This is a genomic window from Spirillospora sp. NPDC047418 (assembly GCF_040643275.1).
Taxonomy (GTDB): Bacteria; Actinomycetota; Actinomycetes; order Streptosporangiales; family Streptosporangiaceae; genus Spirillospora.
On sequence record NZ_JBEYTW010000026.1, the window covers coordinates 1 to 22,840 of the forward strand.

The following is a 22,840-nucleotide window of genomic DNA, read 5'->3' on the forward strand; positions in this document are numbered from 1 at the left end:
TGAACCATGTGCGAGCACGCGTCGACCCCCGCGAACTACCACAAGCCATCCGCCGCACCGCGCAACGCATCCACCGCGAATTCGCGGACGCCCGCGACACCGCCTGCCAGGGCGACGACCAGATCCACGGCCGACCCGCCTACCGGCCGTCCGGGGCGCTGCGGCGAGAGATCGAAGCCCGCCACACCACCTGCGTGTTCCCCTCCTGCAACCAGCCCTCCCGGCTCTGCGACCTCGACCACACCATCCCCTGGCGACCCGGAACCACCTGCCCCTGCAACCTCGCACCCCTCTGCCGACGCCACCACAGACTCAAACAGCGCACCGACTGGAAACTCCACCAAATCTGGGCAGGACTACTGCTCTGGGTCACCCCCTCCGGCACCTGGTACATCGTCCGCCCCGACCGGGAGTGAGCGCGGGTCAGGACGTGTGGCGGATCAGTGCTGGGACGACCGTGGGCCACGTGCGGCGCGGGAGTTCGCTGCCCGTGCCGGGCAGGATCAGCAACTCGGCCTTGGGGATCTCGGCCGCCAGGGCCTCGGCGTTGCCGACGGGGAAGAACGGGTCGTCCTCGCCGTGGACGACGAGGGTCGGGGCCGTCACGTCGGGGAGGCGTTCGCGCCAGCGGGGGGCGCAGTCCAGGGCGGCGAACTGGGTGGCCATCTGGTCGGCGCGGTGGGCGGCGCCGTGCTCGTCGCGGGCGCGGGTGCGGTCGTGGATGCGTTCGATGTTCTCGCGCGCCTCGTCCTCGTCGAAGTCGCCGCCGCCCATGTTCCGGGCGTTCTCCACGCGGAACTCGACGATGGAGGCGCGGTCCGTCCAGTCGACGCGGGGCGCGCTCCCGAAGCGCTTCATGAGTTCGGGCGCGTGGTCGGGCAGGTCGGGGTCGGCGGGGCCGGGGGCGGTCGGTCTCGTGCCGATCAGGGTGAGGGTGGCGACCCGGGCGGGGTGGTCGAGGGCGAGGAGCTGGGCGATCCAGCCGCCGGGGCCGGCGCCCACGACGTGCGCTCGGGGGATGTCGAGTGCGTCCAGCAGGGCGGCGGCGTCCGCCACCAGGTCGCGGAGGGTGTGGGACGGGGCCTCCGGGTCGATGGTCGTCGAGTGGCCGGTGCCGCGCAGGTCGTAGCGGACGACGAAGCGGCGCAGCGCGGCGAGGCGCTCGCAGAGGGCGTCGGGCCACGTGAGCATCGTGTTCCCGATCAGCAGGGTCGGGACGTCGGCGGGGTCGCCGAAGGTCTCGGTGCAGAGGTCGACGCCGTTGGCGGTGATGAGCTTCTCCATACCCGTGCAGACTCCGGCGGCGCCCGAAACTCATCGGGCGCCGCCGGTCGCCGTTCAGCCGTTCTGCCCTCCGGTCAGGGCGGCCAGGGCCGCGGTGATGGTGGCCTCGGCGGCCGCCTTGTCGATACCGGCTTCGGAGAGGACGCCGGTGCCGTTCTCGTGTTCGAGGACGGCGAGCAGGATGTGCTCGGTGCCGATGTAGTTGTGGCCGAGGCGGAGGGCCTCGCGGAAGGTCAGTTCGAGGACCTTCTTCGTGTCCTGGTCGAAGGGGATGAGCGCCGGGACGTCGGCGGCCTCCGGGGGCAGTGCGGCGGTGGCGGCCTGGCGGACGGTGTCCAGCAGGACGTCCTGCGCGGTGATGGCCTTCGCGGCGAGGGCCTCGGGTTCCGAGAGCAGGCCGAGGACGAGGTGGGCGAGGGTGATCTGGTCACTGCCGGCGGCGCGGGCCTCGTTCTGCGACGCGATGACGACGTTGCGGGCGCGGGCGGTGTACCGGGAGAAGCCCTGCGACGGGTCGAGGTCGGGGGTCGCGCCCTTGGGGACGAAGCGCTTCTGCGCGGCCTGCTTGCTGACGCCCATGCTCGTGCCGATGTCGGTCCAGGACGCGCCGGAGCGGCGGGCCTGGTCGACGAAGTGGCCGATGAGGTGGTCGGCGACCTCGCCGAGGTGCTCCCCGGCGATCACCGCGCTGCTGAGCTGCTCGAGGGCGTCGGTGTGGACCTTCTTGATGGCGTTGATCAGCTCGTCCAACCGGACCTGGCTGGTCGCCTGGGTGGGTTCCGTCATGCGTCAACCATAGGTTGACGATTGAGGTGCGTCAACCTGTGGTTGACGATCACCAGCCGGCGGCTCCCGCGAAGGTCGTCTCGTGCGGGTCGAAGCCGAGGGTCGTCCGTGCCGCCTCGATGTCGAGGGTGCGTTCCACGGCCAGATGGCTGATCGCGTAGCGGGTGATGCGCGGGGGCTCGGGGCGGCGGGCCAGGAGGAACGCGCCCTCGGCCACGGTCGCGAGCGGGCGGGCGATCGCGGTCGGGATGTAGACGGGTCTCGCCTGGACGCGGCGTTCGCGGAGGATCTCCCGGAAGGCGGCGTCGATCATGACCGGGGCGGCGTCGGCGATGTTGAAGACGCCCGAGGTCACCGGGCCGGTGGCGGCCAGCAGGCAGGCTTGGACGAGGTTGCCGATCGAGGTCAGGCTGATGCGCTGGCGGCCCGTCCCCACGGCGGGCAGCAGCGGGCCCCGGACGGCCGACAGGACGCGCGGCAGCAGGGTCGTGTCGCCCGGCCCGTAGACCGCGTGGGGACGGAGGATGATCGCGTCTCGGTCCAGGGCCAGGCGTTCGGCGGCGGCCTTCGAGGCGCCGTAGGCGTTCATGTAGCGGGACACCGGGGCCTCGTCCTCGCGGGCCATGACGCTCGGGCGGAACGGGTCGTACACGCTGGCCGTGCTGACGTGGACGAACCGGGCGCCCGGGAACGTCGCCAGGGCGTTGCGGGTGCCGGTGAGGTTGGCGGCGAAGAGGGTGCGGGCCGGTCCCCAGTCGGTGACGCTGCCCGCGCAGTGGACGACCGCGTCAACGCGGGGCACATCGTGGAGCGGGCCGTGGGTCAGGTCCCATGAACGGTAGGGCGCGCCGCCTACATGGGGCTCGGGTGTGGTCGGACGGCGGCCGTACGCGTAGGTCGTGATGCCTTGGGCCGTGAGGGCCCGGCACACTGCGCCGCCGACGAAGCCCGACGCCCCGGTCACCGCGATCCTCACGGCGTCACCATGGCGCGGAGCCGGTCGCGGTCGAGTTTGCGGGTCCGGCCGGCGCGCGGCAACTCGTCCAGGACGACGATGCGGTCGGGGAGGGCGTCGTGGTCGATGACGTCGGGGAGGGTGCGGTGCAGGCGGGCCTCGAGTCCGGGCGGGCCGACCACCGCGAGGACGACCTCCTCGTCCCCGGTCCGCGGGTCGGGGACGCCCACGATGGCCGCTTCGGCGACATCGGGGAGCGCGGCGACCGACGGCTCGTACAGGCCGGGGTACAGGTTGAACTTGCCCCGGATCAGCATGTCCTTCTTGCGGCCCATGAGGACGAGGCGCCCGTCGTCCAGGCGGGCCAGGTCGCCGGTCGGGAGTTCGGTGAGAGGGTCCGCGCCCAGGTAGCCGCGGCACAGGTTGGGGCCCGACAGCAGGAGTTCGCCGTCCGCCTCCAGACGCACGCCCACACCTGGCAATGGCGCGCCCAGGAGGTCGCCTGCCCCGGCGTCGGCGTGAGCGAGTTTCTCCTCGGCCGACGCGATCGCCACCGGCAGGATCTCCGTCATCGCGTACACGGACAGGACCTCGGCGGACGGCGCCGCCGCGACCGCCCTCCGCAGGATCGGCGCCGGCGCGGGGGCCGCGCCGAGGAGGACATGGCGGATGGACGGCGGCAGATCCGGGGCGGCGTCCAGGATCTCGGCCAGGTGGACGGGCACGCAGAACGTGTGCGTGGCGCCCCGCTCGCGCATCAGCCGGGCGAAGTCGGCCGGTGCGCAGAACAGCGGCGGCATCGACCAGCGGGCGCCCGCGATCAGCGTCGGCAGGCCGAGCATGAGCTGGTCGGTGTGCACGACGTCGCCGGGGCCGAGCGGCAGCCGGGTCCGGAACAGGTCGAGCGCGGCGGCCAGCGACGCCTGGGTGTGGACCACCGCGCGCGGGTTCGCCGTCGTCCCGGAGGTGAAGATCACGGCGGCGGGGGCGTCGGGGGCGGTGTCCCGGTCGGGTTCCGGAGCCTCGCCCCGGATCAGGCGGGCGAAGGACAGGGCGCCGCGCGGCACGCCCGGGAGGCGGCGGCCCACGTGGATGTGCCGCATCGGGCCCTCGCCGGGGATCTGGAGGTCGGCGAGGTTCGGCAGGAGCAGCCCGCGCCGCCGCGCGTACGCCCGGACGGGCCGCAGCCGGCTCCCCGCGTACAGCACCGACTCGGCCGCCGACCAGCGCGGACGCGCCAGCCGCAGCCGCGCGGTGAACATCTCGGGCCCGGCGCCGGGATCGGCGAACACGACCACTCCCCCGGCCGCGACCACGCCCAGCGCCAGGACGAGCGACTCCGGCGAGGGCCGTACCGAGAACAGCACCCCGTCGCCGGGGGCGAGCCCGGCCGACAGCAGTCCGTGCCGGACGGCGAGGACCTGCCGCCGGAGGTCGCCGTAGGCCAGTTCCGTCCCGTCCCCGGAGATCAGGGCGACGGCGCCGGGAGTCTGCGCCGCCTGGTCGAGCAGCCGCCGGACGAGCGTCATGCCGCCACCCCCGATCGGACGGCCAGGTACCGGTAGGTCGGGATCAGCACGCCGCGCGCCGCCGCCCGCCGTGTGACGAGCAGCGGCGCGGCGGTGAGGAGGGTCCGGGCGGCCAGCCGGATCTGCGCCAGGGCCAGCGGGTAGCCGATGCAGAAGTGCGGCCCGGCGCCGAACCACAGGCGGCGCAGTTCCGGCGGGTGCGGGCGGTCGAGGTCGAACGGGCCGTAGGCGCGGCAGCAGTTGTGCGTGGCGATCAGCACCCGGTCGCCGGGACGGATCGCGACGCCCGCGACCGTCGCGGGCCGGTGCACGCTGCGCAGCATGACCGGCGTCGGCGTCGTCACCCGCATGGCCTCCTCGATCGCACGGTCGAGCAGGGCGAGGTCCCCCGCGACGCGCGCCAGTTGACCGTGGTCGGCGAGCAGCGCGATCAGGCGGGGCAGCAGGGTGGCGACGGTCTCGGTGCCGGTCAGGAAGAACGCGCCGGCCGCGCCGCGCGCCTCGTCCGCGGACAGGCCGAGGGCCCGCATCCGCCCCATGACCGTCGACTCGTCCCCGGCGAGGTACGCCTTCGCCGCGATGTCGCCGAGCGGGTCGAGGACGCCGCGGGCGCGCCGCACCTGCGCCGGGGAGAGGCGGCGCGTCCGCAGCGACACCATCGCGACGATGCGCTCGCCCTGCTCGAACAGGTCCCGGTAGGCCGCCTCGCCGCCGCCCTCCAGGCCGATGACCTCGCCGATCACCGTGCCGGCCATGACGCGGGCGAAGTCGACCAGGTCGACGGTCGCGCCGCGCGCCAGGCGGCCGGCGAGCCGGTCCAGGGGTTCGGCCAGCACCCGCGCGCACAGCGCCTCGGTGTAGGACGGGACGAACAGGTCGGTGAGGCGGCGGCGCAGCGCCCGGTGCGCCTCGCCCTCCATGTTCAGCAGGACGGACGGGCCCAGCACCGGCGTCCACAGTTCGCCGGGCGAACCGGGGCCGTCCTTGCGGAACGTCTCGCCGTCCATCAGGACCTCGCGGGCCGTGCGGGCGTCGTTCACGACCACGCCGACGCCGGGCACGCGGACGGCCGGGCCGCGCCGCGCGACGGCGCGCAGCAGCGGGTACGCGAACGGGTGCGCGGTCGTGTAGAGCCGCTTCTCCCAGTTCACCGGATGTCCACGACGGCGGGGCGGTAGCGGTGGTCGGCGTACCAGCCGAGCGTCCTGACCAGGCCGAACGCGCGCAGCCGCCGCACCGACCCGTACACGGTCACGTCCTTGCGCAGGCCGTAGGCGTCGGTGAGGTAGCGGACTCGGTTGACGAGCGCGCGGTCCTCGTGGACGTCCTCGATGCGGGTGCGCGGGAAGCCGCCGGACCGCTCGTAGAGGTCCGCGGTGATGGCGACGTTGCAGCCCGGCATCATCACGTAGGGGCCGAGGTAGAGCGGGTCCTGGTTGCCGGGGCGGAAGCGCCCGAAGAGGGCGGCGATGTCGATGACGGCGGGCAGCAGGCGCCGCTCCCAGAACTTCAGCTCGAACTCGTCGGTGCGGGGCAGCAGCGGCCCGGACACCATCTCCAGCCCGTCGCCGAACGCGCGCTTCACCGCCGCGATCCAGCCGCGGTGCGGCAGGCAGTCGGCGTCGGTGCGGGCGACGTGCGTGGCGCCGGCGCGGATCGCGTGCCGGACGCCGGTGTCGGCGGCGGCCCCCGTCCCCTTCTCCGGTTCGTGGACGATCCGGACGTCGAACGCCGGGTCGCCGGCGGCGAACTCCTTGACGGCCTGCACCGTCCCGTCGGTGCTGGCGTTGTCGACGACGACCAGGGAGAACGCGGTGTCGGTCTGCTCGGCGAGGCGGCGCAGCGTCGCGCCGATCGACCGCTCCTCGTCGTAGGCGGGGATGACGACCCAGAGGTTCATGGTCGCGGCTCCGTCCCGTTCGTGCGCGGCACCGCGCGGCTGCGAGGGATGGCTCGGCTGCGTGGGATGGCTCGGCATGGTCACAGCTCCGCGAACATGACGCCGAGGCTGACGCCGCCGGCGAGGCCGATGAGCGCGACGCGGTCGCCGGGGCCGCAGCGCCCGGCCGCGCGGGCGGTGGCGATCTGCAGCGGCAGGCTCGCCGACGCGACGTTGCCGTGCTCGGGAAGCGTCACGACGATCCGCTCGGACGGGATGCCGAGGATCGAGCGCAGCACCTCCAGATACGGAAGCGTCACCTGGTGGACGGCGACGACCGCGAAGTCGTCCCAGGTCAGACCGGTCTTCTCCAGGGCGGTCGTGAAGATCTCCGGCCCGTTGGCGACGAACGCGTCCTTGAGCCTGCGCCCGTCGCCGCTGAAGTAGGTGAACTCGGGGTCGCGGGGGTGCATCGAGCCGCCGCCCGGGAGCGTCCCGACCCGCCAGGCGCTGGAGACGGCGGCGAAGTCGCGGTAGAAGATCCCGCCGTCGGGGGCGGCCTCGACGAGCATCGCGGCGCCGCCGTCGGAGAGGGTGTAGCCGGCGAACGCGTCCACGAACTGGGCCCGGTCGCGGACGTTCCAGCGGATCGCGCGGGACGGGCTCTCCCCGGTGCAGACCAGCACGCGCTCGTGCTGCCCGGTCCGGATCAGCGCGTCCGCCATCTGCAGGCCGTTGAGGAAGCTGTTGCAGGCGTTCTTCACGTCGAACACCGGGCAGGCCGCGCCGAGCTTCGCGGCGACGATGTGCGCGGTGGCGGGCTCGACGAGGTCCTGCGAGGCCGAGCCGAAGACCAGCAGGTCGACGCCGGCGGGCTCGACCGCGCGCTCGGCGAGGACGCGGCGGGCGGCGGCGACGGCCAGGTCCGACGCCTGCTCGCCGTCGCGCATGACGTGCCGGGCGCGGATGCCGGTCATCCGCTCCACGATCGTGGGGTGCGGCCGGTATCCGGCGCTCTCGGCCGCGACGCGGGCCTCGACCTCGGCACTGGTGACCGTCCGCTCCGGCAGGTGCGCCGCGACGGCGGTGATGCGGGCTCTCATGGGCTGGGGTCCCCCGGTTCCTCGTGCTCGGTGTCCGGCAAGCCTCGCCGACGCCGGGCGCCTCAGGTGAGGGGAACCCTACGGAACAACGGCCGGGCGTTGCACCCGGTTCGCCGTGAGTACCACCACTCACCCGAATTGAGTAGTACCGCCTTTTCATCCGGATTCCCAACCCGCCACAATCACCCCATGACCAGCACAAAGATCCCCGCACCGGTCGGTACGGCGGTACGGCATGCGGGACGGCATGAGGCGCGGCTGCTGTGGGCGGCCAACCCGTGGCTGTTCGCGCTGCTGGAGGCCGCGCGGTACACCGGGCCGATCACGCGGATCCCCCGGGTCGGCTGGGTGGTGACCGATCCCGTGCTGGCCCGGCAGGTCCTCAACGACCACGCCGCGTTCGGCATGAACGGCGAGGGCGGCGTCGGCCACCTGTGGACGCAGCTGTTCGGGGACGAGATGGGGCAGTTCTTCGGCGGCGCCCGGCACGCGGAGATCCGTACCCGCGCCCGCGACCTGTTCACCGAGGACGCCGCGCGGACCCTCGTCGAGCGCTCCCAGGGCCGCTTCCACACCGCGCTGGCCCACCGGCTCGCGGACGGCGGGACCGTGGACGTCGCCGACGCCGCCCGCGTCCTGGCCGGGCGGATGGTCGCCGACCTGCTCGGCCTGCCCGCCGGCCGGGGCGACGCCGACTACCGCGAGTTGTTCGGCGCCGGGGAGCGGCTCGCCCGGCTGGCGCTCGGCACCACCGCGTCCACCGGCCTCGACCCGGCGGTCGTCGCGCGGGCCCGCGGCATCGTGGACGAGATCACCGCCGGCGTCCCGCACGCCTACCGGACCGCCGGCCGCGACACCCTCCTCGGCCGCTGCCGCGACCTGGACCTCGGCCTGCCGCTGGCCCGCGGCCTCGCGACCCTGCTGGTCATCGCGGGCACCGAGACCGGCGCGTCCGGGACGGTGCGGACGGTGGCGCTGCTGCACGACACCGGCCGGCAGCGGGCGCTGCTGGACGACCCGTCCCTCATGGACAACGCGGTGCGCGAGGGCCTGCGCGTCGCCGCGCCGGCCCCGGTGATCGGACGGCACGTCAACCGGGACGCGACCGTCGGCGGGCGGCGGCTCCGCGCGGGCGAGCGGGTGCTGCTGCTGACGTACCGGGCGACGAACGGCGCCGGGCCGTTCGACATCCACCGCGAGTACATCCCCGAGACGCGGCAGCTGTGGTTCGGCGGGGGCCGCCACCTGTGCCTCGGCGCGGCCGTCGCGCGCACCCAGGTCGCGCGGATGCTGGCGACGCTGCTGTCCGGCGGCCGCCCGTACCGGGTGGTGTCGCGGCGCGCGACCCGCCGGGCCCTCGTCCCCGCCTACGCGGAACTGGCGGTGCGGCTCGCCTAGCGTGCGGCTCGCTCGGCGTGCGGCTTGCTCGGCGTGCGGCTTGCTCAGGGTGCGGCGCGCCTAGACCTCGGGGATCACGATGGTCGGGGGCGCCTCCGTGGCGGGGGCCGTGGGGGCGGGGGCGGGCGCCGGGGAGTGCGTGATCGTCGGGCTGACCGGGCGGACCGGCTCGGCGTCGCGCGGCGCCGAGTTCCACCACCAGAGCCCGAAGGAGATCGCGAACAGCACCAGCACGCCGCCGATCAGCTGGAACACCGCCCGGCGATGGCTCGGCTCGCGGCGGCGGCGCCGCAGCGGGCCGGCCCCGCCGCGCGCGCGGCGGGCGGCGCGGCGGGTGCGCCGGCGTTCGCGGCGGCCCGGCGGGCGGGCGCGCTCGCGCGCGGACGGCTCGGTGAACGCGGCGCTCCTGACGAATGCTTCGTCGAACACGGGCTCGTCGAAATCTGCGGCCATGGGGGCTCTCCGGCGCGGGGGACGTCGAGAACCCAGGCTAGTCGACGCCCCCGACATGCCCGACGGTCTTTCCCGCCAGTTTCTAGAACGCGTTCTAGCTAAACCTGCGGAGCGGAGTGAGGTAGCTCACCGGGCGAACAGGTGATGCCGATCACAGCATGCAGCAAGGGAGAGCGGCGCTCACGTTTTGCCAGATGAGAACGATGATGACTGACGGGTCATCACTCAATCGGTTGATGGAGACGAAAGATTAGACTTGAGTCTCATTTGCTCTTGAAGTCGGCCTGGAACCGGTTCTACGGTGGCGGCAAGTGCCGTGACATCGGGAGGTACCGCGCATGACCGCCACCGCTTCGGAGACCGCCGCCGTCCCCGCCGGCTTCGACTTCGCCAGCCCGGACCTGATGGCCGAGCGCATCCCGCTCGCCGAGTTCGCGCTGCTGCGCCGGACCGGCGCGCCCTGGTGGAACGAGCAGCCGCGCGGCCGCACCGGGTTCGCCGACGACGGCTTCTGGGTGATCAGCAAGCACGCCCACATCAAGGAGATCTCCCGCGACCACGAGCAGTGGTCGTCCAACGCCAACGGCGCCGTGATCAGGTTCAACGAGACGTTCAGCGCCGAGGAGCTGGACGTCCAGCGGGAGAACCTGCTGCTGCACATGGACCCGCCGCAGCACGCCAAGCTCCGCAAGATCGTGTCCCGCGGCTTCACCCCGCGCGTGATCAACGGCCTGCACGACGCGCTGCAGGACCGCGCCGAGCGGATCGTCGCGCAGGCCCGCCGCCGCGGCGGCGAGGGCGACTTCGTCACCGAGGTCGCGGCCGAGCTGCCGCTGCAGGCGATCGCCGAGCTGATGGGCGTCCCGCAGGAGGACCGGCGCCGGCTGTTCGACTGGTCCAACAAGATGCTCGGCTACGACGACCCCGAGTACAACGACGACCCGGCCTGCGCCGCCGCCGAGATCATCGGCTACTCGATGGGGCTGGCCGAGCAGCGCCGCGGCTGCCCCGCGCACGACATCGTGACCAAGCTCGTCCAGGCGGACGTGGACGGGCAGTCCCTGTCCGACGACGAGTTCGGCTACTTCATGATCCTGCTCGCCGTCGCCGGGAACGAGACGACCCGCAACGCGATCACCCACGGGATGATGGCGTTCATGGACAGCCCGGAGCAGTGGGAGCTGTTCAAGGCCGAGCGTCCCGAGACCATGGCGGACGAGGTCGTGCGCTGGTCGACGCCGGTCACCGCGTTCCAGCGGACGGCCGTCCGGGACGCCGAGCTGGGCGGCGTGCGGATCAAGGCGGGCGACCGGGTGGCGATGTACTACAGCTCCGCCAACTTCGACGAAGACGTCTTCGCCGACCCGATGACCTTCGACGTCGCCCGCGACCCGAACCCGCACCTCGGGTTCGGCGGCACCGGGGCGCACTACTGCATCGGCGCGAACCTGGCCCGCCTGGAGATCGGGCTGATGTTCGGCGCCATCGCCGACCAGATGCCGGGCATCACCCGGCTGGGCGAGCCGCGCCGGCTCCGCTCCGCTTGGCTGAACGGCATCAAGGAGCTGCGCGTCCGGTACTGAGCGCGGGCCCCGGCCCGTCCGGCGCGGCGCCGATCCCTCTCAGCGGGACCCGCCCCTCCCCGGCAAAGTTAGAACACGTTACATTCAAAGGCGAATCGTGTTCTAGAAGGAGACCGCATGGGTACCCCGGTGATCGTCGAGGCGGTGCGCACGCCGCTCGGTAAGCGCAACGGATGGCTCGCGGGCATGAAGCCGATGGCCGTCCTCGCCCACGCGCTGAACGCGCTGGTCGAGCGGTCCGGCATCGACGCCGCCGAGGTGGAGCAGGTCTTCGCCGGCTGCGTCACGCAGGCGGGCGAGCAGGGCGGGCACATCGGCCGCTACTCCTGGCTGTACGCGGGGCTGCCCTGGCAGACCGGCGTCACCACGCTCGACGCGCAGTGCGGATCCTCGCAGCAGGGCATCCACCTCGCCGCGTCCCAGATCGCGGCCGGCGTGGTGGACGTCGCGATCGGCTGCGGCGTCGAGGTGATGAGCCGCGCCCCGCTCGGCACCAACGTGATGCCCGCGAACCCGCGCCCGGACGACTGGTCGATCGACATGCCGAACCAGTTCGAGGCCGCCGAGCGGATCGCGGCCCGGCGCGGCATCACCCGCGCCGACCTGGACGCGTTCGGCGCCCGCTCGCAGCAGCTCGCCGCCAAGGCGTGGGCGGACGGCCGCTTCGAGCGCGAGGTCGCGCCCGTCACCGCGCCCGTCCTGGACGCCGACGGCAACCCGACCGGCGAGACCCGCGAGGTCACCCGCGACCAGGGCCTGCGCGAGACGACCGCCGACGGCCTGGCGAACCTGCGGCCCGTCATGCCGGACGCGCTGCACACCGCGGGCACCTCGTCCCAGATCTCCGACGGCGCCGCCGCCGTCCTGCTGATGTCGGAGGAGAAGGCCAAGGCCCTCGGCCTGCGCCCCCGCGCGCGCATCAGGACCCAGGCCCTCGTCGGCGGCGAGCCGTACTACCACCTGGACGGCCCCGTGCAGGCGACCGAGCGCGTCCTGCAGCGGTCCGGGCTGACGATGAACGACATCGACATCACCGAGATCAACGAGGCGTTCGCGTCGGTCGTGCTCTCCTGGGCGTCGGTCCACAAGCCCGACATGGACACCGTCAACGTCAACGGCGGCGCCATCGCCATCGGCCACCCGGTCGGCGCCACCGGCGCCCGCCTGATCACGACCGCCCTGCACGAGCTGGAGCGCCGCGACGCCGGGACCGCCCTCATCACGATGTGCGCGGGCGGCGCCCTGTCCACGGCGTCCATCCTCGAGCGAATCTGACCCGACCACCCCGCCCCGGCTACCGTGGCCGGGGCATTCCCATGCTGTGACACCCATGTTTTGACAGGCGCGAAAGGCGGTCTCGGTGCAGCCGGAACCTGAGGACCTCGGCGGCGGGTTGTGGAGCGTTCCCGTCCCCATCCCGGACAACCCGCTGGCGTACACGCTCGTGTACGCGGTGGAGAGCCCGAAGGGGCCCGTCCTGATCGACGCGGGCTGGCAGCACGAGGACGCCTGGGCGGCCCTCCGCGACGGCCTCGGCACGTTCGGGATCCAGATGTCGGACGTCCACGGCGTGGTCGTCACGCACTTCCACCCCGACCACTCGGGGCTCGCCGGACGCGTCCGCGAGACGTCCGGCGCCTGGATCGCCATGCACCACGCGGACGCCGACATCGTCCGCATGTTCCACGCCGCAGGCATGGGCGAGCGCCGCCAGTTCGAGCTGACCGCCCTGCGCCGCGCCGGCGCCGCCGAGGCCGACCTGGCCGGGCCGGGCCGGCCGATCTCGGTGTCCCCGCCGGCGATCCCGGACCGGGAGCTGGCCGACGGCGACCTGGCCGACGTCCCGGGCCGCCAGCTGCGCGCCGTCTGGACGCCCGGCCACTCCCCCGGCCACATCTGCCTCCACCTGGAGGACGGCGACCGCATCTTCACCGGCGACCACGTCCTGCCGCGCATCACCCCGCACATCGGCCTCTACCCCTACGACACGCCGGACATCGACCCGCTGAGCAACTTCCTCGGCTCGCTCGACAAGGTCTCGGCCATGACCGTCGGCGAGGTCCTCCCGGCGCACCAGTACCGCTTCACCGGGCTCTCCGAGCGCGCCCAGGAGATCATCGCCCACCACGAGGAGCGCCTGGCCGAGGTGACGGCGCTGCTCTCCGCGTCCGCGATCACCCTGTGGGACCTCACGGCGGGCCTCAAGTGGCGCCACCCGTGGGCGGACATGTCCCAGCAGGCCCGCCGCATGGCCGCCGCCGAGGCCGCCGCCCACCTCCGCACCCTGGAAACCCGCGGGGCCGCCCGCCGCGAGGGCACCGACGACCCCCTCCGCTACGTCCTCCGCTAAGCCACTGTTTTCGTTGACCTGCGGCGTGTTGTTGTTTTCGGGGCGCGCATAACAACAACACGCCGCAGATCAACGGATTCGGTGTGGCGCTTACTCGCCCACCGGGAGGGCGGGCCAAGGTGCGGTGTCGCGGAGGAGTTGGCGGTCGTGGGTTGCCAGGACCACTGCGGCATCCGTGGATTGCAGGGCGTCGGTCAGCTCGTCCACCAGGGCGATCGACAGGTGGTTCGTCGGCTCGTCCAGCAGGAGGACGTGCGGGCGCGCCGCCAGGGCCATCGCCAGGTCGAGCCTGCGCCGCTGCCCCATCGACAGCTCGCGCACCGGCCTGCCCGCGTCCGCGGACGCCAGCAGGCCGAGGCGCGCGAGGGAGACCGCCTCGTGCTCGGGCAGCGCCCCCGTGGTGACCAGACGCCCGACGTGGGCGGCGAACACCTCGTGGGCACGTCCGGCCTCCGCGTGCGGCGACTCCTGGGCGAGCAGCTGCACGCGGACGTCCGGCGCTCGCCGGACCGTTCCCCCGGTGGGGGCCAGCCGTCCCGCCAGCACGGCCAGGAGGGTCGACTTGCCCGCCCCGTTGGGGCCGGTGACGACCGCACGCGAACCCGACTCCAGTGCCAGCGTGACCTCGTCCGGCAGCCGGGAGGCCACGCACACGCTCTCCGCGCTCAACAGCGTCGTGCCGGGCCGTGCGGGCAGGCCCGGCATGCTGAAGCGCTTCGGCGGCTCGGGCGCGGTGACGGCGTGCCGCTCCAGGTCGTCCCGGCGCCGGTGGACGGCCCGGACGAGCGCCGGCGCCCGGGTGGCGCGCTGGTGCTTGCCCGTGCCCTTGTCCGGCCGCCAGCCGGTGACCAGGCGGTTCCGCGCCTCGGAGAGGTCGCGGCTGAGGCGCGCGTGCTCGCCGCGCTGCTGGTCGTACTCCTCCTCCCACCTCCGCAGTTCCGCCTCGCGGCCCTGCCGGTAGCCGGCGAACCCGTCCCCGTACACGGCCGGACGCCCGTCGCGGCTCGGGTCCAGGTCGAGGATCGTCGTCGCCACGTCCGACAGCAGCGCGCGGTCATGGCTGACGACCACGACGCCGCCCGGGTGGGCGCGCAGCCGCGCGGTGAGGAAGTCGAGGCCGGCCGCGTCCAGGTGGTTCGTCGGCTCGTCCAGGAGCAGGAAGTCGTGCTCGGCGCCGAGCAGGCACGCGAGCCGCACCCGGTAGCGCTGCCCGACGGACAGCTCGGACAGCCGCCTGCTCCGGTCGGTGACCGCGCCCAGGGCCTCCAGGGCGAGGTCGACGCGCCGGTCGGCGTCCCAGGCGTCGAGCGCTTCGGCCGCGTCCAGCGCGGACGCATAGGCATCGTCGGCGCCCGGACGCCCTTCGGCCATGGCCCGGGTCGCCTCGTCGAACGCCTTCAGCGCGGCACGGGCGTCCGCGAGTTCCAGGTCGACGGCGTCGCCGACGGTGGCGTCACCGGCGACGGCCATGGCCTGCTCGGCGATCCCGAACGTGCCGACGCGCTTGACGGCGCCCTCATCGGGGACCAGCGCGCCGCCGAGCACGTGCAGGAGCGTCGTCTTGCCTCGCCCGTTCTCGCCGACGACGCCCCAGCGGGCCCCCGGCGACACGGACATGTGCACGTCCCGCAGGACGGCCCGCCCACCGCGCACGACGCGGATCCCCTCGGCGGCGAGCTGGGCGCGGGCGCGCGCGGGCAGGGTGATGGTGGTGTTCATGCTTCCTCCGGACGGAGGCACACCTGTCCCAGGAAAGGGAGAACCGGGTGCCTTCGACTGACGGCCCCGCAGAAAAGAGGCCGATGACGAACGTCAGACCGCCCGCGGCGCGCTCAACGCGAGCGGCGGGCCGTCCGGAGACCTGTCAGAGGTACAGAAGCTGCTGAAGCACGCCTCCACCCTACCCAACCCCACCGCTTGGCCACACCCTCCGCCGGCGGCGCTCGATGCGTTCGGTGGTCCCTCGTCAGCCGGGGCCCTGGTCCGGCCGCCGGATGATCGAGAACAACGGGCTGTCCGCCGCGCCGTCCACCAGTACCTCCGCGTCGGTGGCCGCGCGGACGGCGTTCACGATCTGCGACGCCAGCACCAGCGCGCGGGCTGAGATGATCTCGTTCACCTCGAACACGCCGAGTACCGCTCCTCCCCCGGGAATCCCGCGGAGCGTCACGACCGTCATCCCCTCCTCGTCGTCCACCAGGGGGGCCGGCAGTTCGAACTCGTCCAGCGGCACGGGCCGGCCCGCCGTGATCGTCCAGGAGTGCTCCCACCACGCCCCTCGCCGCACGGGGGCCGGAATCGTCGTCGCTCGGATCCGGTCGGCGGAGTACGCCATGACCCCTCCTCCCGTTCACGACAGCGGCAGGATGATCGGCGGATCCCATTTGACCGTGTCGTTGAAGAGCTCGTACCCACCAGGGTAGAAGGTGGACTCGAAGATCGCGGGATGACTCGCCAGTCCACCGGTGCGTTGCAGCTCGTCGACGACTCCCCTCGGCAGGCTGCAGACGATCACGCAGACCTCCGATTCGCCCGCCTTGCGCGCGGCTCGCGCACCCCAGGTCGCGGCGTTCTCGACCGCGGGGTTCCCGTTCACCGGATCCAGCCTGCTGGCGAAGAAGGCACCCGGATGTTGCGAGCCCACCATGGCCGCGATGCTCTCCTCCCTGTTCAGGCCATGGTCCAGGATCCGCTGCGCGGAAGCCCGGGTCGTCCCGTGGGCGAACTGGACGACATCGTCCTCATCGCAGTTGTGGACGAGGATCGGGGTACCGCCGGCGACCACGTAGTAGGTGTGGTCGGTGGCGGTGGTCAGGTTGTAGACCTGGCGGTACCGGATGCGGGTCTGGACCGCGGTGATCTGGACGTGGGTGCCGGAGCCGGTGCGCAGCCACATCCCCGGTTCGAGATCGCCCGCGTCGACCCAGCGCTTCGTGCCGGTCACCCAGAAGGGATGGTTGTCCGTCGCGATGACGACGCCCTGCCCGGCCTTGGCGCCCTTCTCCTTCGTGACCGTGATCTGGACGAGCATCTTCGCGCCGGCGCCGACGATCGTGTCGTTCACCCTGCGCGAGGTCGTCTTGCCCGTCCGGGGATCGGTCGCCAGGACCCGGTCCCCGACCTTGACCCGTTCGATGGGCTTGACGGTCCCGTCCGCCATCAGGACGCCGGTCCCCGGAAGGAAACTGCATCCGCGGGGCGCCTTCGGACGGGTGGTCGTGGGGCCGCCCGAGGGTTTGTGGGGGCTGCCGTCCGGGACGTGCGGACTCCCGTTGGCGGGAGGGTCGATCTTCGGGTCCGGGATGTTGTTGCGCTTCCGCAGTCTGTTGATCGCCTCGAGGCCCTTGCGCACGTACTTGGTCCGCGCGAGAAGGCTCAGGACCTTCCAGCCGCCGGCGACGGCGAGATCCTCGGGGCCGCCGAAGACCAGCAGCATGCCGAACGCCGCGATCTTGGCGTCGTCCTTCCAGCTGTGCGGGGCGGTGCCGAGCGGCTTCCAGCCGCGGGCGGCGAAGTCGTTCAGGCGGTAGAGGTCGGACATGCCGCCGCCGCGCCCCATGACGATGTCGCCGGCGCAGCCGCCGCCGAAGGAGGTGATCCCCATGTAGCAGCGGCTCGCGAGCTCCCCCATCTCGGACGGGGCGGGGGTCGGCGCCGGCTGCAGCGGCGGTGGCTGGGGAGCGGCGGTCGCGCCGGTGTTCGGCGAGCCACCGCCGCCACCACCGCCGCCACCGCCACCGCCTCCTCCGCCACCGCCGCCGCCACCGCCGAGGCCGCTGAGGAAGCCGAGGAGGCCCAGGAGCCCGAGGAAGATGGCGAGCCATCCGAAGAACCGGCCGTCGGGGTCGCTGTTGGTGACGGGGTTGTTGTTGCCGTAGGTGTAGCCGTTCATCTGCTGGGGGTCGTCCGGGTTGAGGACCGGATCGACCGAGATGAAGCGGCCGGTGGTGGGGTCGTACTCGCGGGCGCCCAGATGGGTCAGGCCGGCGCTGGTGTCGTTGACGCCGCCGAGGAACCCTCTGCTGTCGGCGGCGGGCCAGGTGGCGTCGCCGTCGCGCAGCGTCCCGAAGGGCGTGTAGCGGCGCGCGCTGGAGGTGCCGGCGACGGGGTCGACGGCGAGCTGGGACGTGCCCTGCGGGTCGGCGGCCAGGAACGTCACGCCCGCGCTGGTGCGCATCGCGACCGTCTGGCCGCCGTAGGTGTAGTAGCGGGTGGCCTTGGGCGCCTTGCCCTTGTCCAGCCGCAGCTCCATGCCGGGCAGGTAGAGGCTGGTTCCGTTGGGGTCGCGGCGGATCAGCCGTTCGCCGCCGGCGTCGTAGGCGTAGCTCGTGTCCCCGTTCACCGGGTCGCCGACCTTGGTGAGCTTCCCTTCGGCGTTCCAGGTCAGGGTCTGGTCGGCCGTACCCGTCTTCCGGGTGGTGGTGTTCCCGGCGGCGTCGTAGCCGTAGGTCTCGGTGTGGGCGTTCTGGCCGGTCTGGGTGAGGTCGGCGAGCTGGTGTCCCCTGTAGTCGGGATCGACGCCGTCGCCGCCGGCGTACCGGTAGGCCCGGCTGGAGAGGACCTGGTCACCCGAACCGTAATGGGTCTCGGATTTGCGGTTCCCTGTCTCGTCGTAGGCGTAGTTCACCCGGTACGGGGCGGGTCCTCCGAGGGTGGCGCCCGCCGGGCCGGACGCGCAGGACGCCTCCGCGCCGGACGGGACGTCCTGCGTCCAGGCGTCGGTGAGGCGCTGCAGGTCGTCGTACTTGAAGCACTGGTTGTCGACGCCTTCACGGGAGGTGTCGGTGATCTGGGAGATGGTCCCGGCGTCCTGGTAGGTGTAGACGGCGCTGCGGTCGACGCCGGGCTGGCCGTCGTGGACGGCCGTGAGGCTCTTGAGCCGCTGACTGCCCCGTTCATAGGTGTAGCTGAGGCTCGTCTTCTTTCCGGTCTCGGAGGTGGCCAGCCGCTGCCCGATGAGCTTCCCGGTCTTGCTGTAGTCGGTTCCGACCACGTAGGACGACAGGTTGCCAGCCATCTTGACGGCGCGTCCGAAACCGTCGTAGGTGAAGCTGAGCGTCTCCCCGGGCAGGTCGGCCGCGGCGGGCATGCCGACGGTCCTGGGCGATCCGTCCGGGTTGTAGCTCGTGGTGAACGTGTAGCCGTTGGCCGGGACGAGCGCGCTCTCCTCGGCGGGCAGCCCGGTGATCTTGACCGTGGTGCTGGTCGGGCGGTTCAGGGCGTCATAGAAGTTGATCTTCGTGGTGTAGGCGGCCGCGCCGTCGTACCGGACGGAACCGGCCGGCCGGCCCTTGCGGACCGTGTCGTAGGTCCATTCCGCGAGCTTCGCCCCGGTCGCCGAGCCCTCCCGCACCTCCGTCCTGCGGCCCAGCTGGTCGTAGCCGATCGCGATCTTCTGGCCCTTGGCGTTCTCGGTGCGGACGAGCTGGTCGAGGTCGTCGTAGGTGTACCGGTTCGTGCCGCTGTCGGGGTCGGTCTCGCTGGTCTTCCGGCCGCGGATGTCGTAGGCGTAGGTCCACGTGTGCCCGCCCGGCGTGGCGATCTTGGAGAGCTGCCCGAGCCGGTCGTAGGTGTAGGCGGTCGTCGCGACCGCACCGGGCGGGTCGGCGCGGTGCCGGCGCAGTTCGACCGTCCGGCCCTGCGCGTCGAACACCGTGGTGGTGGGGGTGCCGCCGGTGGGCGGGGTGACGGTGATGCGGTCGCCGGCGTAGCCGTAGCGGACGCGCCACTTCTCGTTCGCGTCGCTGCTGCCCTCCAGGAGCTTCTCGGCGGTGACGCGTCCGAGGCCGTCGTACTCGTTGACGACCTGGGACTCGACGTCCCCGACCTGGTCGACGCCGAACAGCGTCGTGCCGGGAGCACCGTCGGCGTAGTACGTGGCGTACTCGCGGTCCACCTTGCCGAGCGCGTTGTAGAACCGGTCGGTGATCAGGCGCCCGCCGTCCGGGCCGGGGATCTGGGTCTGCCGGGTCCGCAGCCAGCCGTCGAACAGCTCCCAGCCGGTGACCTGCTCGGCGTCCCGGTCCAGGGTCTTGGTCGCGACGGCGACGATCTTGTCCGGTTCGATCCGGTACTCGTACTCGAGCGTGGGGTTCAGGCTCGTGCTGCGGTCGGGCTGCCACACCTTGGCGAGCCGTCCGGCGGCGTCGTAGGCGAGCGTCGTGGTCCTGCCGCCGGCGTCGGTCTTCTTGACGGGGGCGCCCCAGGCCGGATCGAACTCCTCGCTGGTGGTCTGGGCGCTGCCCGCGTCGCCGGCCCGCGCGGGCGGGCTGGTGGTGGTGACCTTCGTCGTCAGCCCGCGGGTGTCGGTGTAGACGTTCGTGGTCGTCTTGTCGACGGGCGTCCCGGTCGTGTTGTCGACCGTGGTGGTCGTCAGGGGGCGGCCGTAGGAGTCGTAGGTCGCCTTGGTCGCCGGGACGTAGGCGACCGCGCCGGCGGTCGTCCCCGTGGCCGCGACCTTGTCGGTCCGGGTGACCAGGCCCTTCACCGGTGCCGCCTTGAACGCGCCGCCGTCGTAGTAGGTACGGACGTCGGAGATCAGTTGCTCGGCGAAGTCGACGTCCGCTCCGCACTCGGCCGCGACGGTGCGGGCCTGCGCGGGAAGCCCGAGCAGCACCGCGGAGGTGTTGTGGACGAGGGTCGTGGTGGTGCACCGGTCGTCGTCCGCGACCGCCACGTCCCCGAGGTTCTGGACCTCGACGGGTGCGCCGGTGAGGTCGTCGAACGCCTTGTTGACGGTCTTCGTCTCCCGCCACTGCCCGCCGCCCAGGGCGGTGAAGGAGCGGCTCGACTTCGCTCCGACGTGGCCGGCGATGAGCGTGCCCCACGAGTGGGTCTTCGACGCGGTCTCCTTGTGCCACGGCTCGACGACGGCCTTGGACAGGGCTGTGCCACCCGGCTTGTCGTAGGTGACCGAGCGGACCTCCATGCCCTGGAGCGATTCGTGGTCGGGGTAGGAGTTCCCTTCGCCATCGGAGACGGAGACGTCCTTCTTCGACGTGCCCGCCTTGTCGGCGCGGTCGCCGTCCATGCCCTGGAAGTACCAGTGCTCGCTGGTGGACGCGGTCCCCGCGGGGTTGCGGGTCGTCACCGTGACCTTGCCGAACCCGTGCCACTGCGACCACGTCTTGTACTTCTCGCGGGTGAGCCCCTGGTCGTCGTCGAAGTGCCAGGCCGGCCTGCCCGCGCCGTAGTCGTAGTCGGTGACCTGGTCCGGGCCCTTGCCGGTCAGGTCGGTCTTGACGGTCTGGACGACGGCGTACTTGTGGAACCAGTCGAGCGCGGGATCGCCGCCGTTGGTGCCGTTCGTCCAGTACACGGGGAAGCAGAGGCGGCGGTTGGTGGCCGGATCGGGTACGTCGTCGGGCGTGCAGTCCGGATCGGTGTAGTTGACGTCGACCATGCCGCCGGACTCGTTGTAGATGGTGGCCAGGCGGTTCTTGACGAACGGGCCGACGTCGTCGCCGAGCTCGTCCACCCGGTTCGGCAGCTGCTTGTAGACGAAGCTCACCGGTGGCAGCGTCACCGGTTCTCCCCCGGCCTTCCCGGTGTTGGTCACCGACTCCAGCAGGAGCTGCCGGTCGATGTCGGCCTCGCCCCAGGCGTGCGTCAGCTTCCAGGAGTCGACCGGCCGGTAGCCGGACCCGTCCGGCTTCACCACGCTCGCCGTGACCCCGGTCAGCCGCTTGCGCGACCAGAAGGTGGGGCTGAGGGTGCCGTGGTCCTCCTTGCAGTCCTGGCCGGACGTGCAGTGGAGGTCCCAGGGGACGTCCCACCAGTACTCCGGGTGGTTCTCGATGTTCGCCTCGGCGCACTCCGCGGCGTCGTCGCGGACACAGCGCTCGGACACGTCGAAGTCGACGCGGGCGGGAGCCTTGGCGGGCCAGAGGTCGTCCTTGTGCAGGCCGTACTCGATGCGGTCGACCCAGCCGCCGCGGGTATAGATGGTCTCGTCCTCGGCCTTGAGGTTGCGGCCGTAGTAGTTGCCTTCGCGCGTGTAGTAGTAAGTGATGGCGTTGCCGTTGACGTCGACGACGTAGTCGAGGTTCCACCGGTAGGCCTGCTGGCACCACGAGTCCTTGAACCCGGAGTCCTTGTGGCACGGCTCCTCGGCGTCGTCGCCGAACACGGGGGCGATCCAGGTCGATTTCGTCTCCGGCTTGCCCTCGGCCCAGCCGTTCAGCCGGTTCTTGCCGAAGTAGTACTGGGTGCCGTCCGGGGTGGTGACCCGCCAGTACTCGTTGTCGTTGTCGCCGTTGGCGGTGTTGGTCCCGTTGCCGTAGAGCTTCTCGACGCGGGTCCCGTCGTCGTTCCTCATCTTCCACCGGTCGTTGCCGATGGGGATGAGTTCGCCGCCCTTGCCGTTCAGCGCCATGACGGCGTTGTCGTAGCCCCAGCAGCGGTCACCGGGCGAGTTGCCGTACTGGTCCTTCGGCGCGCCGTCGTCCTCGCACGACTTGTACGCCCGCTCGATGTAGCCGGGCCACAGGTCGAAACCGTCCCCGACCCATGAGGGCTGGGCGTTGTTGTTGGACGTGCGGCCGTCGATCGACGACGAGGAGTAGCTGATGCCGAGCGGCGGGACGAGGCCGCCCGCGACCGGCGGCACGCGCATCGGGTAGGACCAGGAGAAGTCCCCGGTCTGCGCGTTGACCTGCCACGTCGCCGACGGCTGCAGGGACGTCGCCGAGTAGTCGCCCTTGCCGCCGGACCCGCCCGCGACCGCGGCCAGCAGGGTCGGCCGGGCCGCCGCGGCGGTGACGGGAGCGGCCTCGACATCGGCGCTGAGCGTGTGCTTCTCGGTGTCGTTGGCCGTCGCGACCGGCGTCGTGGCCGCGCACTCCGGCCTGCCGGGCGTGTCGAGGCGGCAGGCCGGGATCCGGACGAGGCGGAGGCGGGAGCCGTAGGAGCCGCCGAACGCCTGCGCGAAGCCCGAGTAGTCGACCCTGATCCCGACCTTGCCCGCCTTCGCGGCGGACGCGCCGGCGCCGGACGCGCCGGACGCCCGCGGGGTGTCGGTGCGGCCGACGGTCAGCAGCAGCCCGTCGACGCCCGCGCGCTTCGCCGCCTTCCGGTCGAGGACGCGCACCCGGACCTTGCCCGCCGTCTCCGTCTCCGCCCCCGGCGCGGCGGAGCGCGACTTCGCGCCGGCGGCCGGCGCCGTTACCCAGACCGGCAGCTTCCCGGCGCGGGTCGCCTTCCCGTCGGGGACGGCGACCTCGGCGTCTCCCGCCTCGGGCCACCTCACCTTCGCCGCCGGGGCCGGGTCGGTGACCGACGCGTCGCGCTTGCGCGGCTTCGGGTCGATGGCGTGGCCGGCGACGACCGTGTCGCGGTCGACCGGCTTGTACCGGACCGGCGCGGCGTTCGCCGGTGGCACCTGCACCAGCCCGCTGACCAGCGTCAGCGCGGTGACCGCGGCGACGGGACCGATGACGCGGCTGCCGGCGAACCGGACGAGACCACCCCTGCGCACAACGTCCTCCTGGCGGATGCACCCGTTCCGCGCGCGTTGCCCGGC

At 72.6% G+C, this 22,840-nt stretch carries 16 protein-coding genes; 5 read left to right on the top strand and 11 right to left on the bottom strand.

Annotated features, from left to right (window positions below):
• Positions 1 to 416 (top strand): HNH endonuclease signature motif containing protein (locus tag ABZ806_RS18295; RefSeq protein WP_500218481.1); only part of this gene is annotated, 416 nt, incomplete at its 5' end.
• Between the two features lie 7 nt (positions 417 to 423).
• Here ABZ806_RS18295 and ABZ806_RS18300 read toward each other — a convergent pair.
• From ABZ806_RS18300 to ABZ806_RS18330, 7 genes are all read right to left on the bottom strand, one after another.
• Positions 424 to 1,284, bottom strand: coding sequence for an alpha/beta fold hydrolase (locus tag ABZ806_RS18300; RefSeq protein WP_500218482.1), 861 nt, complete (start codon positions 1,282 to 1,284; stop codon positions 424 to 426).
• Positions 1,285 to 1,338: 54 nt separating this feature from the next.
• Positions 1,339 to 2,070 carry a Clp protease N-terminal domain-containing protein gene (locus tag ABZ806_RS18305; protein WP_500218483.1) on the bottom strand — a complete coding sequence of 244 codons (732 nt, stop codon included), beginning with the start codon at positions 2,068 to 2,070 and terminating at the stop codon, positions 1,339 to 1,341.
• Positions 2,071 to 2,119: 49 nt separating this feature from the next.
• Entirely contained in the window at positions 2,120 to 3,046 is a 927-nt protein-coding gene (locus tag ABZ806_RS18310; RefSeq protein ID WP_500218484.1) for an NAD-dependent epimerase/dehydratase family protein, read from the bottom strand.
• Positions 3,043 to 4,554, bottom strand: a complete 1,512-nt coding sequence (locus ABZ806_RS18315; protein ID WP_500218485.1) for a class I adenylate-forming enzyme family protein — start codon at positions 4,552 to 4,554, stop codon at positions 3,043 to 3,045. The genes ABZ806_RS18310 and ABZ806_RS18315 overlap by 4 nt, the downstream gene beginning before the upstream one ends.
• On the bottom strand, positions 4,551 to 5,705 hold the full coding sequence (locus ABZ806_RS18320; protein WP_500218486.1) for a cytochrome P450: 1,155 nt from the start codon (positions 5,703 to 5,705) through the stop codon (positions 4,551 to 4,553). Before ABZ806_RS18320 ends, ABZ806_RS18315 begins: the two co-directional genes overlap by 4 nt.
• The gene (locus ABZ806_RS18325; protein ID WP_500218487.1) at positions 5,702 to 6,454 is read right to left on the bottom strand and encodes a glycosyltransferase family 2 protein; all 753 of its coding nucleotides are present in this window, start codon (positions 6,452 to 6,454) and stop codon (positions 5,702 to 5,704) included. The genes ABZ806_RS18320 and ABZ806_RS18325 overlap by 4 nt, the downstream gene beginning before the upstream one ends.
• An 80-nt stretch (positions 6,455 to 6,534) precedes the next feature.
• Positions 6,535 to 7,536: a 3-oxoacyl-ACP synthase III family protein gene (locus ABZ806_RS18330; RefSeq protein ID WP_500218488.1), complete on the bottom strand. Its 1,002-nt coding sequence runs from the start codon at positions 7,534 to 7,536 to the stop codon at positions 6,535 to 6,537.
• Positions 7,537 to 7,725: 189 nt separating this feature from the next.
• Here ABZ806_RS18330 and ABZ806_RS18335 point away from each other — a divergent pair, with 189 nt between their 5' ends.
• Positions 7,726 to 8,934, top strand: coding sequence for a cytochrome P450 (locus tag ABZ806_RS18335; protein WP_500218489.1), 1,209 nt, complete (start codon positions 7,726 to 7,728; stop codon positions 8,932 to 8,934).
• A gap of 60 nt (positions 8,935 to 8,994) precedes the next feature.
• Here ABZ806_RS18335 and ABZ806_RS18340 read toward each other — a convergent pair whose 3' ends face one another.
• Positions 8,995 to 9,387, bottom strand: coding sequence for an SCO2583/SCO2584 N-terminal domain-containing protein (locus tag ABZ806_RS18340; protein ID WP_500218490.1), 393 nt, complete (start codon positions 9,385 to 9,387; stop codon positions 8,995 to 8,997).
• 338 nt (positions 9,388 to 9,725) lie between these two features.
• Here ABZ806_RS18340 and ABZ806_RS18345 point away from each other — a divergent pair, with 338 nt between their 5' ends.
• From ABZ806_RS18345 to ABZ806_RS18355, 3 genes are all read left to right on the top strand, one after another.
• Entirely contained in the window at positions 9,726 to 10,970 is a 1,245-nt protein-coding gene (locus ABZ806_RS18345) for a cytochrome P450 (protein ID WP_500218491.1), read from the top strand.
• Positions 10,971 to 11,087: 117 nt separating this feature from the next.
• Complete coding sequence (locus ABZ806_RS18350) at positions 11,088 to 12,245, top strand: steroid 3-ketoacyl-CoA thiolase (RefSeq protein ID WP_500218492.1); 1,158 nt, start codon at positions 11,088 to 11,090, stop codon at positions 12,243 to 12,245.
• Between the two features lie 85 nt (positions 12,246 to 12,330).
• Positions 12,331 to 13,320 carry an MBL fold metallo-hydrolase gene (locus ABZ806_RS18355; protein WP_500218493.1) on the top strand — a complete coding sequence of 330 codons (990 nt, stop codon included), beginning with the start codon at positions 12,331 to 12,333 and terminating at the stop codon, positions 13,318 to 13,320.
• Between the two features lie 90 nt (positions 13,321 to 13,410).
• Here the strand turns inward: ABZ806_RS18355 and ABZ806_RS18360 are convergent, their stop codons facing one another.
• The 3 genes from ABZ806_RS18360 to ABZ806_RS18370 form a co-directional block, all read right to left on the bottom strand.
• Entirely contained in the window at positions 13,411 to 15,039 is a 1,629-nt protein-coding gene (locus tag ABZ806_RS18360; RefSeq protein WP_500218494.1) for an ABC-F family ATP-binding cassette domain-containing protein, read from the bottom strand.
• A 247-nt stretch (positions 15,040 to 15,286) separates the two neighbouring features.
• Positions 15,287 to 15,655 (bottom strand): hypothetical protein, encoded by a 369-nt coding sequence (locus ABZ806_RS18365; protein WP_500218495.1) that lies wholly within the window; start codon positions 15,653 to 15,655, stop codon positions 15,287 to 15,289.
• Between the two features lie 15 nt (positions 15,656 to 15,670).
• Positions 15,671 to 22,795 (bottom strand): polymorphic toxin-type HINT domain-containing protein, encoded by a 7,125-nt coding sequence (locus ABZ806_RS18370; RefSeq protein ID WP_500218496.1) that lies wholly within the window; start codon positions 22,793 to 22,795, stop codon positions 15,671 to 15,673.
• Positions 22,796 to 22,840: the final 45 nt, after the last annotated feature.